Source organism: Parabacteroides sp. ZJ-118 (assembly GCF_011038785.1).
Lineage (GTDB): Bacteria > Bacteroidota > Bacteroidia > Bacteroidales > Tannerellaceae > Parabacteroides.
In genome coordinates, this window is the sequence record NZ_JAAKDT010000018.1 from 39,067 (window position 1) to 55,028 (window position 15,962).

The following is a 15,962-nucleotide window of genomic DNA, read 5'->3' on the forward strand; positions in this document are numbered from 1 at the left end:
TGGATATGAACAAGATAAGAAAAAGTTTGACGATGGGGTTACTGCTGCTTTTGGCGGCAGTGACCACCACTGCACAGAATGTCTTCAGCATAAAAGACACGACTGTGTACAAAACCGAGGAAACCGAGACGATCACGCTCGAACTGGCACTGAACAATACCGATCCGGTTACCGCCCTGCAATTCGACCTCTCCGTCCCGCAGGGGATGACGTTGCAAACTGGTTCCGTCCGGTTGGACAGCATGCGGATCATAGGCAAACACGAACTGAAGATGGCGCAGCAGGATTCCGTAACGTGGCGTTTCGTAGTTGTCGCCGCAAACAACGGCAACGAGCCGTTGGCGGGGAACAGCGGGACACTGATGTCGCTGCCGGTCACGCTCGACAATTCGTTCCGCTCGGGCCGGCTGACGATGAAGAACATCGTGCTGACCGACCGGATCGGGAATGATCTCCCCTCCTCTGCGGAGATGGGACAGGTCTTCTTGGTGGAGAAACAGAAACAGTCGTTGCAGATATTCGGCTTAGAGCAGATCGTGAACCCGAGCAAGGCAGCCGAAATCACCTGGGAACCGAAAGATGTGGCTGTCGATGTCAAATACTACGAGGATGGAGCCTGTACAAAAATAGCTTCGGATAGCGCCCGGAAAGCAGTAGGCATTGTTTACGTTGTCGTCGGTTTTGGCGGGAATGAGACGGTCGCCGCTTACCAAGACACCTTGCGGATGGTGATCACCGATAAGAAGCCAGTCAATCTGGGAGAAAAAGGGACGGTCCTGCCGACTGCCTCCACGATCTTGGAGGGGCAACCACTGTCGACCTCCATCCTGTCGGGCGGCAAGGTGGTCATTGCTACCGGAAGCGATACGATTCCGTTGCCCGGCACCTTTGCCTGGACAAACGGGAACGAGCTTGCTACAACTACGGGAGAGTATGCCGTCACTTTCACACCCGATGATGGGACTTATCACCGCGTCGGTACGTCGATTCCTTTGGAAGTGATCCCGGTATATGACGTGTTCGTCAACAATCCTGAAAACGGTTCGATCTCGGCAACGGGGTTGAAAACCGACAACCGCTACGCAAAGGGAGAGAAGCTGGTATTGAAAGCATTGCCGGCAGCCAACTACCAATTCGACCGCTGGTCGAACGGGGTGACGACCGACACCACGACCTGGGAAGTAAACAATAACGGGACGATCTCCGCCACGTTCACACCGATCATGCATACCGTATCGTTCAGCACGACCGGTTCCGGTGCGCTCTCTATCAAGACGGCGAAGGGGGAAACGGTCTCATCCGGTGGCCAAGTGCAGCAAGGAACCGAACTGTTCATCACAGCCGAGCTCGACTTTGGCTATGTTTTGAAGGAGCTGACATTGAACGGAACCCCCTTCACCTCCGGCAAGTTCATCCTCGGGCAGGATGATGTGACATTTGCAGCGATATTCGAGGAGGCGGAAAGCCTGTATCCGGTCAAGGCGAACGGAATATCAAACGGGGTGATCCGCCTGTTCAAGGCTGACGCTGACGGCACGCCGATCCCGTCCGGCACCGCCATGAAAGAGGGGGAGAGCTTCAAAATAATGGCGCTGCCCAATGCAGGGTATGAACTGGGGCGTGTATCATTCAACGGGAAAGATCTCACTCCAAGCGGAGGAACCAATATCTTTACCGCTACGGTTACCACAGAGTATAACCTGGTCGATGCGACCTTCACGGCGAAGGAATATACATTGAAGATAACGACAGGTGATGGTGGCACGGTATCGGTGACAGGTAACGGGAAGGATCTTTCTAACGATGACAAGATTCTCTACGGCTCCACCATCCAAATTAAGGAGCCGGAGCCGACCAATTCCGATTCGCATAAGTTCACCTCTTTGGTCATCAACGGCCGCAAGATCGAAACCTTCCCGCACACACTGACGGTCAACAGCGACGTGCGCATTGCCGCCACATTCGAGGAGCTGACGACCATTGAAGACGAATATCTTATCAATGAGGCTCAGTCCTATAACTACAACGGGCAGGACAAGCGGTTCTTCATCTACACGACCCAGACATACGCAAGGAAGTTCAATATCACCTATATCAATGAGGATGGGGAACGATTTGAGGATTGTGTCATAAAAGCCGATACCTATAGTTTGAAAGTCACCCGTCCGGCAGACGAGATTTACAAGGCGTACATATCCAGTGATGAACATTTCAAAAAGAAGTTGATCATCAGGAAAGCCAAGATGGCGGTAAAGACGCCTCCGACCTCTGATTCTGAGGGTGAGGCTACACAACCGGCAAAAGTCGATAGTGTGAAAGAAGGGGATATCATGAAATATACGTATACAGCTACAGGTGAAAATGCAGAAAGCTACGAACCTGCCATCTACTATCTGTCAACTAAAGATTCTGTGAAAGTTACATCCAGCAACCAGATCTGGTATGACAACAGTGCTCCAAGGACGAAAGCTGCCGGGTTGCGGTCAGCCCGAATGATGACAAAGGCGGATACAGAGACAGCTCCTGTAACAGGATATGTCAAAGTCACGAACGGTGATTTCCCGTGCGAACCGGAAGAAGATGATAATAGAAGCTTTTCGATACGGGAAGGCACGCCAATTACGCTTGAAGCTATTCCGGCCGAAGGGTATAAGTTCGTAAGCTGGTCTGATAATAAGAGGGATCAGACAAGAGAATTCACAGTAACAGCCGATGCCACCCTCCCTACGGCAACATTTGCGCCGAAAGATGACGTGACAGCCTCTTTGGTCTCCAGTGAAGCGGTTTATAACGGTAAGATACAGGTGGTTTCCGTAAGTGGCAATATAGAGAATGCTCAAGTCAATGCCTACAAAGACCGGGAGTGTACCCAGATCGCCGATCTGAAAAATGTGGGCGAGTACTGGATCAGCATCTACCGTCCGGAAAACGAGACTGCCCTTGAGGTGAGAGACACGGTCGGGTTCAAAATCACTCCTGCCCCGCTGCCGGATATCATCGCTCCTACGACCATGGAGATCGCTGCCGACGAGACATTGGCTCAGGTGCAGCTGATGGGTGGAAATGCCGGAAGCATTCCCGGTTCGTTCAGCTGGAAAAACTCTGCCGAACCTGTGACGGCCGGGACCAAGACATACACGGCTATCTTCACCTCTTCTGATCCGAACTACGAACCGACCAAGGAGGTGAAGGTTTCCGTGACAGGCTTGTCTGTGACATCGTCCGGTACCAATCCGAACCCCGGGCCTACCCCCGGCACTGATCCCGATACCGACCCTGACACCAATCAAGGGAACCCGGATGTCCCGACATCAATAGAAGAGATCGCCTCCGAGACATTGTTAGTCGTCCGTGAAGGTGGGTTGGAGATCCATCCGGCGGCTCCGGTGGAGGTGGCAGTCGTCTCGATCAACGGGAAATATCTGTATAATGGCGAGATAGCAGCCGTCACGACGGTTCGGATCCCTCAGCCAGGCATCTACATCGTCTCCTTCGTCAAAGAGGGCAAGGCCGTCGCACGCAAAGTCAGAATCATGTAACCGCTCTCCTTCCCAAAGGAACAACATCGAAAAAGAGGCTGTGTCATAATTAAGGTTTTACGACACAGCCTCTGTTTTTTGGTTGTGAGGATTGGGGCTTTGTAGCAGAGGCAGATGTCCGTAGCGGTTGAGGAATGTGTGTTACTTCGTCTCGTCGATAATCATGCCGCTGCCCAGACATAGATGATGGTCTTTGTCATAGATTACACAGTATTGGCCGGGAGCGATACCTTGAATCTTATCATCGGATTCTACACGATATAGATCTCCGATACGATAGATGTAGCCATGCGTGAATTCCGGGGTATGACGGATCTTGAAAGTGATTTCTTTCTCACCCTCAAATTCTCCCCAAGGATCTTCCGTGATAAAATCGAAACCTTGCATATGAATCACCTTGCCATATTGCGTTTCCGGGTCGTAGCCGTTAGAGACATAAATGATATTTCGCTTAATGTCCTTTTGAATAACGAACCAAGGGCCGCCACTTAATCCCAATCCCTTGCGCTGGCCGATCGTATGGAACCAATACCCATTGTGTTTACCCAAGACTTTACCCGTCTCCAATTCTACGATTTTTCCCGGGCGTTTCCCTAAATAACGCTCGATAAAGTCGTTGTAGTTAATCTTGCCTAAGAAGCAAATGCCTTGGCTATCCTTACGCTTGGCGCTCGGTAGTTTCTGGGTCTCGGCGATGGCACGCACCTCGCTTTTCATTAAATGCCCGATCGGGAACATGAGTTTCCGTATCTGTAGGCGGGTGATCTGCCCTAAGAAATCAGTCTGGTCCTTTACCGGGTCCTTGGCGGTAGAAAGCCATGTCTTGCCATTTATCTCCGTGGTCGTGGCATAATGACCGGTCGCGATCTTATCGAAATCCTTGCCCCATTTCTCCTCGAAACAACCGAACTTGATATATTTATTACACATCATATCGGGGTTGGGGGTAAGGCCTCGTTTGACAGAGTCGATCGTATAGCTTACCACCCGATCCCAATACTCGTCGTGCAAGGAGACGATCTCGAACCGGCATCCATACTTGCGGGCGATATACGAGGTGATCTCGATATCCTCTTCCGCCGGGCAATCGATATAGCCGTCCTTGTCTTCCATGCCGATGCGGATATAGAAGATGGTCGGATCGTATCCCGCCTCTTTGAGTTGATGCACTACGACAGAGCTGTCTACTCCTCCTGAAACTAATGCCGCTATTTCCATGCTCTCGTTTTTTAGTCTTTGCTTTTGAACGCACAAAGGTAGGGAAAAATCTCAAACCTTTGATATTGACCGTATATTCTCTATCTTCGCGGCTGGCTCTTATGGGAACGCTGGCTTTCAAACCATGAGCTTTAGATGTAATGTATTATAGGGAAAGCAAATCGTAGTAAATATGAAAAAAATAATGTTATCGCTTATGACAGCTATGGCTATGACGGCTTGTACGGGCCAAAAGTCGGATACGGCATCTCAGGATTCCGATAAAGATTTCAATTATGTGGTGGATCAGTTCGCCGATCTAGAGATTCTTCGTTATAAAGTTCCGGGGTTCGAGTCCCTCTCCTTGCGACAAAAGCAACTGCTATATCATCTTTCCGAGGCGGCCTTGATGGGACGCGATATATTCTTTGATCAGAATGGACGCTATAACCTGGCGATCCGCAGGACATTGGAGGCTATTTATACGAATTATAAGGGAGATCGGGAGGACGCCCAATTCAAGGCTTTGGAAACCTATTTGAAACGGGTATGGTTCGCCAGCGGTATCCATCATCACTATGCCTTGGATAAATTCGTGCCGGGTTTCACGCCGGAGTTCTTTATGGATTGTGTCCACCAGATCGACGCTAAGCAGTTACCTCTTCGTGAGGATCAAAACGTAGATCAGTTCATGGCGGAGATCGCTCCGGTAATCTTTGATCCGGACGTTATGCCAAGGCGCAGCGTACAAAGCGGTGACGGTGATCTGATCAAGGCTTCTTCTAATAATTATTACGGGGGAGGCATTCGTCAAAAAGAGGTAGAGGACTTCTATACGCGAATGAAAATGGGAAGGGATACGATTTCCCCGATTTCTTACGGCTTGAACAGCCGTTTGGTAAAAGAGAATGGTACAGTCGTTGAAAAGGTATGGAAAATAGGAGGGCTTTATTCCGCCGCGATCGAAAAAATCGTAGATCAATTGCGACAAGCCTTGCCCTTCGCCGAGAATGATACGCAGAAAGCGATCATCGGGAGATTGATCGAATATTATCAAACAGGCGATTTGAAGACTTTCGATGCTTATTCGATCCTTTGGGTAGAGGATACCGTGTCGGAGGTGGATTTCGTGAATGGCTTTATCGAGACGTATGGAGATCCGTTAGGAATGAAAGCGAGCTGGGAGTCTACCGTGAATTTTACGAATAAGGAGGCGACAAAGCGTACGAAAATCATAAGTGATAACGCACAATGGTTTGAGGATCATTCTCCGGTCGATAAGCGTTTCAAGAAAGAGCAGGTGAAAGGAGTCAGCGCTAAAGTAATCACGGTGTCTATGTTGGGAGGTGATTGCTATCCGGCTACCCCGATCGGTATCAATTTGCCAAACGCGGATTGGATTCGTAGAGATCATGGCTCAAAGTCTGTCACGATTGAGAATATCACGGAGGCTTATGATAAGGCATCTCAGGGAAACGGCTTTAGCGAAGAGTTCGTTTGGAGTGACGCGGAGCGGAACGGTATGCGGAAGTACGGCTTCTTGACGGATAATCTACATACGGATTTACATGAGTGTCTGGGACATGGTTCCGGTAAATTGTTGGAAAATACGGATCCGGATGCCTTGAAAGCCTATAGCTCTACATTGGAGGAAACCCGTGCGGATTTGTTTGGCTTGTATTATTTGGCGGATCCGAAGCTGGTGGAACTGGGATTGCTTCCGGACGGCGAGGCTTACAAATCGGAATACTATAAATATATAATGAATGGCTTGATGACCCAGTTGGTCCGTATTGAGTTCGGCAAGAATGTAGAGGAGGCACATATGCGTAACCGCCAGTTGATCGCGAAATGGTCTTACGAGAAAGGGCAGGAAGCGAATGTGATTGAATTGAAAAAACGGGATGGAAAGACCTATGTGGTTGTGAATGACTATCCGAAGTTGCGTGAGCTGTTTGGAACATTGCTCGCTGAGATTCAACGTATCAAGAGTGAGGGTGATTATGTGGCCGGAAAGAATCTTGTTGAGGGATATGGCGTGAAAGTAGATCCGGAGTTGCATGCGGAGGTCTTGGAGCGCTATGCTAAGTTGAACTTGGCTCCCTATAAAGGTTTTGTCAACCCTGTGATGAGAGAGGTAAAGAAGGCTAACGGTGAGGTTACCGATATCGTCTTAGACTATACGGAAGGTTATACCGACCAGATGCTTCGTTATGGCCGTGATTATTCTTTTTTGCCGACTTATAATGATTAATGGATGGAAAGTTTACAGGACGAGATAAGGGAGATCCGCAAGGAACTTCGTTTGGCGATGAACGGGGTGATTTCCACGAGTATGCGTGAGAAAGGGATCGTATATAAGTTGAATTTCGGGGTTCCGTATCCCGAGATAAAGGGAATCGCCCGTAAGCATAAACCGGATGGAAAGCTAGCGGCGGCTTTATGGAAAGAAGACATCCGTGAGTTTAAGATATTGGCAACATTTCTCCAACCCGCCGAGACGTTGCCTTCGGATGAGGCGAAACGTTGGGTCAAGGAGATTCCTTATTTGGAGATAGCGGAGCATTGCTGCCGGAACTTGTTCGTTCATCTGCCTTATATGGAGAACTTCACGTCTGATCTGGTCGCAGATAAGGAAAATGCGTTCGCCCGCACGGTCGCCTTTCTTACTTGGGCCGAGAATTTCAAGCGAGGTGGTAGTTTGTCTTCCGCGGTTTTTGGATCTTTCTTGACAGAAACCTTACGTAGTCTGGCGGAGACGAAGGGTTTTAAGTCTACGCTGAAAGAGAAACAAGCGTCTGTTCTAGCCATGAAGTTATACGGGCGTCAATCCGCGGAGAATGCGGAAAGGATCCTACACGGTTTTAAGGAATTTCAGGAGGCCGCGGGAAACACGCCGGGATTACAAGAAATCTATAATGAATTAAAATTCGAGTTTGAATATTATCGGTAAGGCTTTGCGTTTAAAATAAATGCGCTAACTTTGTCGTTCATGCGGCCTTTAGGAGATGGAAGCGAAAGTTTATACGGAGATACGTGAGTTGTTTACCGAATATCTAACGGAGAAGAAACTGCGAAAAACCGAGGAGAGATATACTATATTCAAGGAGATATGTGCTTTCCCCGGCCATTTTGACGTGTGCATGCTTTTGGATCGGTTGGAGCGAGACAACTTCCATGTCAGCAAGGCGACACTCTATAATACGTTGGATGTACTGGTTGACGCCGGTTTGGTGGTGCGTCATCAAGTGACCGCCCAGTCGGTGCAATATGAGTTGAGGATATATGCCGATACGCATTTGCATTTGGTTTGTACGAGATGCGGGGGCATCCGGGAGCTGCGAAACGGTACGTTGAAAGCGGATATGAGAAACCTGAAAGTCTCTCGTTTTACGCCGGAGTATTATTGTTTGTATATTTATGGCCTGTGCAGTAAATGCAAGTTTAAGTCGCAGAGGTCTGGTAAATAAGAATATTAATAGCCTATAATAAATATAGAAAAGATGAAAGTAGACGTTTTGTTAGGATTGCAATGGGGCGACGAGGGCAAAGGCAAGGTTGTCGACGTGCTGACTCCGGATTACGATGTGGTAACTCGTTTTCAAGGAGGTCCCAATGCCGGACATACATTGGAGTTTAACGGGGAAAAGTATGTGTTACGTTCGATTCCTTCCGGTATTTTCCAAGGTGGAAAGATAAACGTAATCGGTAACGGTGTCGTTCTGGACCCGTTATTGTTTAAGCAGGAAGCGGAATCATTGGCAGCGAGTGGACACGATATCACCAAGCAGCTTTATATCTCTAAGAAAGCTCACCTGATTTTACCTACTCACCGGATCTTGGATGCCGCTTACGAGGCCGCTAAAGGGGCCGGAAAGATCGGTACGACAGGAAAGGGTATCGGCCCGACTTACACGGATAAGATTAGCCGTAATGGTGTTCGTGTAGGCGATTTGTTGCATAACTTCGAAGAGAAATACGCGGCCGCTAAAGCAAAACATGAAGCGATCCTGCGTTCGTTGAACTATGCGTATGATATTACCGAGATGGAGGCTCAATGGATGGAGGCCTTGAACTACCTCAAACAATTCAAGTTGATTGATAGCGAGCATGTCATCAATAGCTATTTGAAGGAGGGAAAGGCAGTCTTGGCGGAAGGAGCCCAAGGTACGATGCTGGATATAGATTTCGGTTCTTATCCATTCGTGACTTCCTCTAATACGATTTGTGCCGGATGTTGTACGGGTCTGGGTGTCTCTCCCCGGAATATCGGTGAGGTATATGGTATCTTCAAGGCTTATTGTACACGTGTAGGTAGCGGTCCGTTCCCGACCGAGTTGTTCGATGAGGTAGGAGATAAGATCGGTCAATTAGGCCATGAGTTTGGCGCGGTTACCGGACGCAAACGTCGTTGCGGCTGGATTGATTTGGTCGCCTTGAGATATGCCGTGATGATCAACGGTGTGAGCCAATTGATTATGATGAAGAGTGATGTGTTGGATACCTTCGATACGATCAAGGCTTGCGTGGCTTATAAGGTGAACGGTATCGAGACCAATGAGTTCCCGTATGAGATCGATGATACGATCGAACCTGTATACGTGGAATTACCGGGTTGGAAGACGGATATGACGAAGATGCGGAGCGAGGACGAGTTCCCTGAGGAGTTCAACGCTTACCTTTCTTTCTTGGAGGAGGAACTGGGTGTGCCTGTGAAGATCGTTTCCGTAGGACCGGATCGAGAACAGACGATTGTCAGATATACAGAAGAATAAACGCGTTATAAATCGTACAAAATGGCAGAAGACCACGTTCCTCAAGGGGTGCCTCCTGCCATTCTTGTCTTTGGCAAGCTTTTTGTCGTTGCTTTATAAAACTAAATAAGATAGAAATTTATGAGCATGTATTGGATTCTGTTTATTGGATTTGCGCTATTGAGCTGGCTGGTGTCATCCCGCCTTCAGGGTAAGTTTGAGAAGTATTCGAAAGTTCCTATGCCAAATGGCATGACAGGAAAAGATGTCGCGGAGAAGATGTTGCGAGACAATGGCATCTATGATGTGAAGGTGATTTCTACACCCGGACATTTGACGGATCATTACAATCCCGCTAACCAGACGGTGAATTTGAGTGAGTCGGTTTATTATAGCAATAGTATCGCCGCCGCCGCGGTTGCCGCCCATGAGTGCGGTCACGCTGTGCAGCATGCTACCGCTTACGCTCCGTTGAGAATGCGTTCGGCTTTAGTCCCGGTTGTTAGTTTCGCCTCTAATATCATGACATGGGTGTTGCTGGGTGGTATGTTGTTATTGCATACGTTTCCCCAGCTGTTGTTATTCGGTATAATCTTGTTCGCTACGACTACGCTATTTAGCTTTATCACGCTTCCGGTCGAGATCAATGCCAGCCAACGTGCTTTAGCGTGGTTGAGCAATGCCGGCATAACGAATGCCTATACGCATGATAAGGCAGAGGATGCCTTACGTTCCGCCGCTTATACGTATGTGGTAGCCGCGTTGGGTTCGCTTGCTACATTATTATATTATATAATGATATTCTTGGGGGGAAGAAACCGGGATTGATAAGCCTCGGAAGAGGCTTCCCGCGGATGCCCATTGTAAGGAGGTTAGAATGCCCATTGTAAGATGCTTATGACTGCGATTGTAAGCTCCTTACAATGGGCATTGTTATTTTCTTATTTATTTCGAGCAAAAAACATTACCTTTGCGGCCAAAATAATCAGTTAAAACGTAAGATCATGCAAAAACCTTCCATACCCAAAGGTACCCGGGACTTCTCGCCGGAGGAAATGGCGAAACGTAATTATATATTCAATACGATCCGTGAAGTATTTCACTTGTATGGCTTCCAGCAAATAGAGACTCCTGCCATGGAGAACCTTTCTACATTGATGGGTAAATATGGCGAGGAAGGGGATAAGCTCCTTTTCAAGATATTGAATTCCGGTGATTGTTTCGCAGGTATCTCGGATGAGGCGTTAATGGAAAAGAACCCGTTGAGATTTGCCGCTAAGGCTTGTGAGAAAGGTTTGCGTTATGATTTGACCGTTCCGTTCGCCCGTTACGTGGTACAACATCGTAATGAGATTAGTTTCCCGTTCAAACGTTATCAGATCCAACCGGTCTGGCGTGCCGATCGTCCGCAGAAGGGACGTTACCGGGAGTTCTATCAATGTGATGGCGACGTTGTCGGCTCCGACTCCTTGATCAATGAGGTGGAACTGATCCAGATTATGGACGAGGTGTTCCATCGTTTTGGCATTCGTGTGTGTATCAAGATGAACAATCGTAAGATCCTTTCCGGCATTGCCGAAATCATAGGCGAGGCGGATAAGATCGTAGATATTACGATAGCTATCGACAAGCTGGACAAGATTGGCTTGGACAACGTGAATGAAGAGCTTCGTTCTAAGGGCTTGCCCGAAGAAGCGATCGAGCGTTTGCAGCCAATCATCATGTTGGAGGGTTCGAATCAAGAAAAGATCACTACCTTGAAAGAGGTATTATCTGCCTCTGAGACGGGTTTGAAAGGCGTTGCCGAATTGGATTTTATCTTGGAGCGCATCTCTCATGCGCCCATCCGTGCGGAATTGGAGCTTGATCTGACATTGGCTCGTGGCTTAAACTATTATACAGGCGCGATTTTCGAGGTGAAAGCTCTGGACGTACAGATCGGCAGCATCACGGGGGGGGGGCGCTATGACAACCTGACCGGGGTGTTTGGCATGGAAGGCGTATCCGGTGTCGGCTTCTCTTTCGGCGCTGATCGTATCTTTGATGTATTGAACCAATTGGATTTGTACCCGGAAGGGTCTTTGAAGACTACACAGCTTCTATTCGTGAACTTCGGACAGAAAGAGGAGATTCATTTATTGCCGCTGATCGCCAAGGTTCGCCAGGCGGGTATTCGTACGGAGCTATATCCTGAGCCTGCCAAAATGAAAAAGCAAATGGGCTACGCCGACGCTAAGAAAATCCCGTTCGTCGCGATAGTCGGAGAAAATGAGATAGCCGAGAATAAAATCAACGTAAAGAATATGCTCACGGGTGAGCAAACCCTTGTGACTATCGAGGAGCTGATAGAGCGCTTTTAAAGACAAGTTGTCAGTTATTCCTCCGGAGGCTTGTCCATTTCGTCCGAAATATTGTCAGTCGAACCCGGTTGAAATCGTTTGGCACACTATTCGCATAGACTTAGGCGTGAACATAAAGTTCATAACTGGAAAAGTAGTATTATTAACATTTAAAATACCAAGAAGATGAACATTAAACCATTAGCAGACCGCGTGCTGATTAAGCCGGCCGCTGCGGAAGAGAAAACATTAGGTGGAATTATTATTCCTGACTCGGCGAAGGAAAAACCTTTAAAGGGTGAGATTGTAGCCGTAGGTAATGGAACGAAAGACGAGGAGATGGTTGTAAAGGTTGGTGATAACGTATTGTATGGTAAGTATGCAGGTACGGAAATCGAACTAGACGGTGAGAAATACCTGATCATGCGCCAAGCAGACGTTTTGGCTGTTATCTAATTCATTTTTATAAACGACAATATTAAAAAAAAGATACAATCATGGCAAAAGAGATTAAATACGATATGGATGCCCGCGACCTTTTGAAGAAAGGTGTGGATGAGTTGGCTAATGCCGTTAAGGTAACGTTAGGCCCGAAAGGTCGTAACGTAATTATCGAGAAGAAGTTCGGAGCTCCTCACATCACGAAAGATGGTGTAACGGTCGCTAAAGAAGTTGAGTTGGCTTGCCCGTTCGAGAACATGGGCGCCCAGTTGGTTAAGGAAGTGGCTTCCAAGACAAACGATAACGCCGGTGACGGTACGACTACAGCTACGGTTTTGGCTCAGTCTATCATTGGTGTCGGTTTAAAGAACGTTACAGCCGGAGCGAACCCGATGGATTTGAAACGGGGTATCGACAAGGCTGTCGCTAAGGTTGTAGAGAGCATCGCTGACCAAGCTGAGGCTGTTGGTGATAAGTTCGAGAAGATCGAGCATGTAGCGAAGATCTCCGCGAATGGTGACGAGGCTATCGGTAAGTTGATCGCAGAGGCTATGCAACGCGTGAAGACTGAAGGTGTTATCACGGTTGAGGAAGCGAAAGGTACTGAGACTACAGTCGACGTAGTTGAGGGTATGCAGTTCGACCGCGGTTATATCTCTCCGTACTTCGTGACGGATACAGAGAAGATGGAGTGCCAGATGGAGAATCCGTATGTCTTGATCTACGACAAGAAAATCTCCGTATTGAAAGACCTTCTTCCTATCCTTGAGCCGACTGTGCAGAGCGGACGTCCTCTTTTAATCATCGCTGAGGATATCGATAGCGAAGCTTTGGCTACATTGGTAGTGAACCGTTTGCGTGGTTCCTTGAAGATCTGTGCCGTTAAGGCCCCGGGCTTTGGCGACCGTCGTAAGGCGATGTTGGAAGATATCGCTGTATTGACAGGCGGTACGGTTATCTCCGAGGAGAAAGGTTTGAAGCTGGAAGGTGCTACTATGGATATGCTAGGTACCGCTGAGAAGATCACGGTAGACAAGGATACCACTACCATCGTAAACGGTGCGGGTGACAAGGAGGCTATCCAAGCTCGTATCGGCCAGATCAAGATCCAGATGGAGAATACGACCTCTGATTACGATAAAGAGAAATTGCAAGAGCGTTTGGCTAAGATGGCCGGCGGTGTAGCTGTTCTTTACGTAGGTGCTCCTTCCGAGGTGGAGATGAAGGAGAAGAAAGACCGTGTGGATGATGCGTTGCATGCGACTCGTGCCGCTATCGAAGAGGGTACGGTACCCGGTGGTGGTGTCGCTTATATCCGTGCTATCGAGGCATTGGAAGGCATGAAGGGTGACAACGAGGATGAGACTACCGGTATCGAGATCGTGAAGCGCGCTATCGAGGAACCACTTCGCCAGATCGTAGCTAACGCAGGTAAGGAAGGTGCCGTTATCGTTCAGAAAGTGAAGGAAGGCAAGGGCGACTTCGGTTACAATGCCCGCAAGGACTGCTTCGAGAACTTGTGCGAGACGGGTGTTATCGACCCGGCTAAGGTAACTCGCATAGCCTTGGAGAACGCAGCTTCTATCGCTGGTATGTTCTTGACTACAGAGTGCGTGATCGCGGAGAAGAAAGAAGAGACTCCGGCTATGCCTCCGATGAACCCGGGTATGGGTGGCGGAATGGGCGGTATGATGTAATCGACTCCCGTGATTAATGATATGGGCGGCCGTTCCGGAAGGGGCGGCCGTTTTTTTATTTTCATTTGCTTGCTAATTGGAAAAAATAATTACCTTTGTATGCGTGCGATGCCGATAGGCCGCGCTTCAGAATGATTTAAAGAAAGCCCAGGTGGCGGAATGGGTAGACGCGCTCGTTTCAGGTGCGAGTGGTTTTGCGATCGTGCAGGTTCGAGTCCTGTTCTGGGCACTTCCCAAAATAGAAAGAATGCAATCCTATACAGAAGACGAAATTGTAGTACAGCTTCGGGATCCGGCCCGACAACGGGAGGCCTTCGCCAAGGTCGTAGGCCTGTATGGCGAGAAGTTGTATTGGCATATACGAAAGATGGTACTGGATCATGAGGATGCGAACGACTTACTCCAAAATACGTTTTTGAAAGCTTGGACGAACATTGAGCTTTTTCGCGGTGAGGCCAAATTATCTACATGGCTTTATAAGATCGCGATTAACGAATGCATTACTTTCCTGAATAAACAGCGAAACATGAATAACGTATCTATCGACGATGCGGATACCTTTTTGCTGGAACGTTTAAAAGGAGATGAATATTTCGATGGTGACGAGGTACAGGTAAGATTGCAAAATGCGATTCTTACCTTGCCGGAGAAACAACGCTTGGTTTTCAATATGAAGTATTACGAGGAGATGAAGTACGAGGAAATGTCCGAGATATTAGGTACCTCTGTCGGGGCTTTAAAGGCCTCGTATCATCATGCGGTGAAAAAAATCGAGGAGTTTTTAACAAAAGAGATTTAAACCTTTTGCCCGAATCGCTGTCAAAACAATATAAAAAGAGAAAAAGTATGAAAAAAGAAGAAAACAACCTAGATCGCTTGAAAGGAACGAATCCTTTCACTGTACCCGAAGGGTATATGGAAGGGCTTACGGAGCGGATCATGAGTCAGCTCCCCGAGAAGCCGGAGGAGAGGGCGAAATCGATTTCCTGGATGGATCGTGTTCGTCCGTGGTTGTACATGGCCGCGGTATTCGCCGGTCTTGGCTTGTTTTTCAAGGCTATCGTGGGAATAAATGGTTCCGATGGTATCGCGTCTGATTCTTTACTGGTCCGGATGGAAGTCCCTACAACGACTTTAGACGCTATTGAAGCGGAAGAAGATGAGGAGTATTTGGAGTATTTGGAAGCCCAATACGCCAATTATCTTTTAGATGAGGAGCTTTCCTATTCTGAATAAAGTTTAAAATAATATTTTTATCGAAGATTTTTGTAATAATAGTTGTATGAATAAAATGTTTTTTATTACATTTGCGGCGATTTCGATCCTGCTCTCTTTTGATGCTACGGCGCAAGAGCGGAAAGGACAAGGACGTTTTGATAGAGAAGCGTTCGAAGCAAGGCGGAACGCTTTTATTACGGCTGATATCGGCCTTACGCCTGAGGAAGCTGCACAATTTATTCCTTTATGCAATGAGTTGCGACAGAAGAAATTTGAGGCGGGTCGCGCATGTCGTAAGTTATCAAAAGAGATTCGACATAAGGAGAATCCGACAGATGCTGATTATAACAAAGTGATAGATGAATGTCTGGACGCTGGGGTTAGAGAGGCACAGTTGGAGAAGGAGTATTTCGAGAAATTCAGAAAGATACTCTCTCCTGAAAAGATCTACAGGTATCGAGACGCGGAGTATAGGTTTGTCCGGGACTTTATGAAGAGTGGTCGAGACAATAAGAAGGAAGAAAAACGGAAAAAGTAAAATATTATCATTATTTGTGTTTTTTGTTTAGATTTAGTTTTGGCGTTTAAGTTAAGGGGGGGGGCGACGTGATGTCGGTTCCCCTTGTATTTTGCCCGGGCTTGCTTTATAAGGGTCAGCGGATTTTTCCGGTTGGGGGGATGACGTTCTCAACTATATTGATTAACTTAGGGGCATGAAACCCGAACAATTGTTACGAGCCATCCTGCCGGATGTGCTGATAGACAACTTCGATGTTG

Annotated in this window: 13 protein-coding genes and 1 tRNA gene; 13 read left to right on the forward strand and 1 reads right to left on the reverse strand. The window is 47.8% G+C overall.

All coding sequences use genetic code 11. The features are described from left to right. Window positions 1-5 precede the first annotated feature (5 nt). A complete protein-coding gene (locus G7Y39_RS06595; RefSeq protein WP_165156255.1) occupies window positions 6-3,539 on the forward strand; it encodes a hypothetical protein in 3,534 nt (1,177 codons plus the stop codon). Between the two features lie 141 nt (window positions 3,540-3,680). Here G7Y39_RS06595 and mnmA read toward each other — a convergent pair whose 3' ends face one another. After that, window positions 3,681-4,757, reverse strand: coding sequence for a tRNA 2-thiouridine(34) synthase MnmA (gene mnmA, locus G7Y39_RS06600; protein ID WP_165156257.1), 1,077 nt, complete (start codon window positions 4,755-4,757; stop codon window positions 3,681-3,683). Between the two features lie 172 nt (window positions 4,758-4,929). Between mnmA and G7Y39_RS06605 the strand changes: the two genes are divergently transcribed. The 12 genes from G7Y39_RS06605 (at window position 4,930) to G7Y39_RS06660 (ending at window position 15,723) form a co-directional block, all read left to right on the forward strand. After that, window positions 4,930-6,990, forward strand: a complete 2,061-nt coding sequence (locus G7Y39_RS06605) for a dihydrofolate reductase (RefSeq protein ID WP_165156259.1) — start codon at window positions 4,930-4,932, stop codon at window positions 6,988-6,990. Between the two features lie 3 nt (window positions 6,991-6,993). Next, complete coding sequence (locus G7Y39_RS06610) at window positions 6,994-7,689, forward strand: DNA alkylation repair protein (protein WP_165156261.1); 696 nt, start codon at window positions 6,994-6,996, stop codon at window positions 7,687-7,689. 55 nt (window positions 7,690-7,744) lie between these two features. Next, window positions 7,745-8,206, forward strand: a complete 462-nt coding sequence (locus G7Y39_RS06615; RefSeq protein WP_165156263.1) for a Fur family transcriptional regulator — start codon at window positions 7,745-7,747, stop codon at window positions 8,204-8,206. Between the two features lie 33 nt (window positions 8,207-8,239). After that, window positions 8,240-9,511, forward strand: coding sequence for an adenylosuccinate synthase (locus G7Y39_RS06620; protein WP_165156265.1), 1,272 nt, complete (start codon window positions 8,240-8,242; stop codon window positions 9,509-9,511). A 120-nt stretch (window positions 9,512-9,631) separates the two neighbouring features. After that, entirely contained in the window at window positions 9,632-10,318 is a 687-nt protein-coding gene (locus tag G7Y39_RS06625; protein WP_165156267.1) for a zinc metallopeptidase, read from the forward strand. A gap of 176 nt (window positions 10,319-10,494) precedes the next feature. Next, window positions 10,495-11,850, forward strand: a complete 1,356-nt coding sequence (hisS, locus tag G7Y39_RS06630; RefSeq protein ID WP_165156269.1) for a histidine--tRNA ligase — start codon at window positions 10,495-10,497, stop codon at window positions 11,848-11,850. 165 nt (window positions 11,851-12,015) lie between these two features. Beyond that, window positions 12,016-12,285 carry a co-chaperone GroES gene (locus G7Y39_RS06635; RefSeq protein ID WP_165156271.1) on the forward strand — a complete coding sequence of 90 codons (270 nt, stop codon included), beginning with the start codon at window positions 12,016-12,018 and terminating at the stop codon, window positions 12,283-12,285. Window positions 12,286-12,326: 41 nt separating this feature from the next. Next, the gene (groL, locus tag G7Y39_RS06640) at window positions 12,327-13,967 is read left to right on the forward strand and encodes a chaperonin GroEL (protein ID WP_165156273.1); all 1,641 of its coding nucleotides are present in this window, start codon (window positions 12,327-12,329) and stop codon (window positions 13,965-13,967) included. A gap of 145 nt (window positions 13,968-14,112) precedes the next feature. Beyond that, window positions 14,113-14,196: transfer RNA gene (locus G7Y39_RS06645), tRNA-Leu, on the forward strand. An 18-nt stretch (window positions 14,197-14,214) separates the two neighbouring features. Continuing rightward, entirely contained in the window at window positions 14,215-14,766 is a 552-nt protein-coding gene (locus G7Y39_RS06650) for an RNA polymerase sigma factor (RefSeq protein ID WP_165156275.1), read from the forward strand. Between the two features lie 47 nt (window positions 14,767-14,813). Beyond that, window positions 14,814-15,203, forward strand: coding sequence for a hypothetical protein (locus G7Y39_RS06655; protein ID WP_165156277.1), 390 nt, complete (start codon window positions 14,814-14,816; stop codon window positions 15,201-15,203). Between the two features lie 46 nt (window positions 15,204-15,249). After that, a complete protein-coding gene (locus G7Y39_RS06660; RefSeq protein ID WP_165156279.1) occupies window positions 15,250-15,723 on the forward strand; it encodes a hypothetical protein in 474 nt (157 codons plus the stop codon). The last annotated feature ends 239 nt before the right edge of the window (window positions 15,724-15,962 follow it).

What these genes read in the sequence shown, in the direction of transcription:
- G7Y39_RS06620 (WP_165156265.1), top strand. Translation starts at nt 8,240, where the DNA reads ATGAAAGTAGACGTTTTGTTAGGATTGCAATGGGGCGACGAGGGCAAA.
- G7Y39_RS06605 (WP_165156259.1), top strand. Translation starts at nt 4,930, where the DNA reads ATGAAAAAAATAATGTTATCGCTTATGACAGCTATGGCTATGACGGCT.
- groL (WP_165156273.1), top strand. Translation starts at nt 12,327, where the DNA reads ATGGCAAAAGAGATTAAATACGATATGGATGCCCGCGACCTTTTGAAG.
- G7Y39_RS06595 (WP_165156255.1), top strand. Translation starts at nt 6, where the DNA reads ATGAACAAGATAAGAAAAAGTTTGACGATGGGGTTACTGCTGCTTTTG.
- G7Y39_RS06655 (WP_165156277.1), top strand. Translation starts at nt 14,814, where the DNA reads ATGAAAAAAGAAGAAAACAACCTAGATCGCTTGAAAGGAACGAATCCT.
- G7Y39_RS06625 (WP_165156267.1), top strand. Translation starts at nt 9,632, where the DNA reads ATGAGCATGTATTGGATTCTGTTTATTGGATTTGCGCTATTGAGCTGG.
- G7Y39_RS06610 (WP_165156261.1), top strand. Translation starts at nt 6,994, where the DNA reads ATGGAAAGTTTACAGGACGAGATAAGGGAGATCCGCAAGGAACTTCGT.
- mnmA (WP_165156257.1), bottom strand. Translation starts at nt 4,757, where the DNA reads ATGGAAATAGCGGCATTAGTTTCAGGAGGAGTAGACAGCTCTGTCGTA.
- G7Y39_RS06660 (WP_165156279.1), top strand. Translation starts at nt 15,250, where the DNA reads ATGAATAAAATGTTTTTTATTACATTTGCGGCGATTTCGATCCTGCTC.
- hisS (WP_165156269.1), top strand. Translation starts at nt 10,495, where the DNA reads ATGCAAAAACCTTCCATACCCAAAGGTACCCGGGACTTCTCGCCGGAG.
- G7Y39_RS06635 (WP_165156271.1), top strand. Translation starts at nt 12,016, where the DNA reads ATGAACATTAAACCATTAGCAGACCGCGTGCTGATTAAGCCGGCCGCT.
- G7Y39_RS06615 (WP_165156263.1), top strand. Translation starts at nt 7,745, where the DNA reads ATGGAAGCGAAAGTTTATACGGAGATACGTGAGTTGTTTACCGAATAT.
- G7Y39_RS06650 (WP_165156275.1), top strand. Translation starts at nt 14,215, where the DNA reads ATGCAATCCTATACAGAAGACGAAATTGTAGTACAGCTTCGGGATCCG.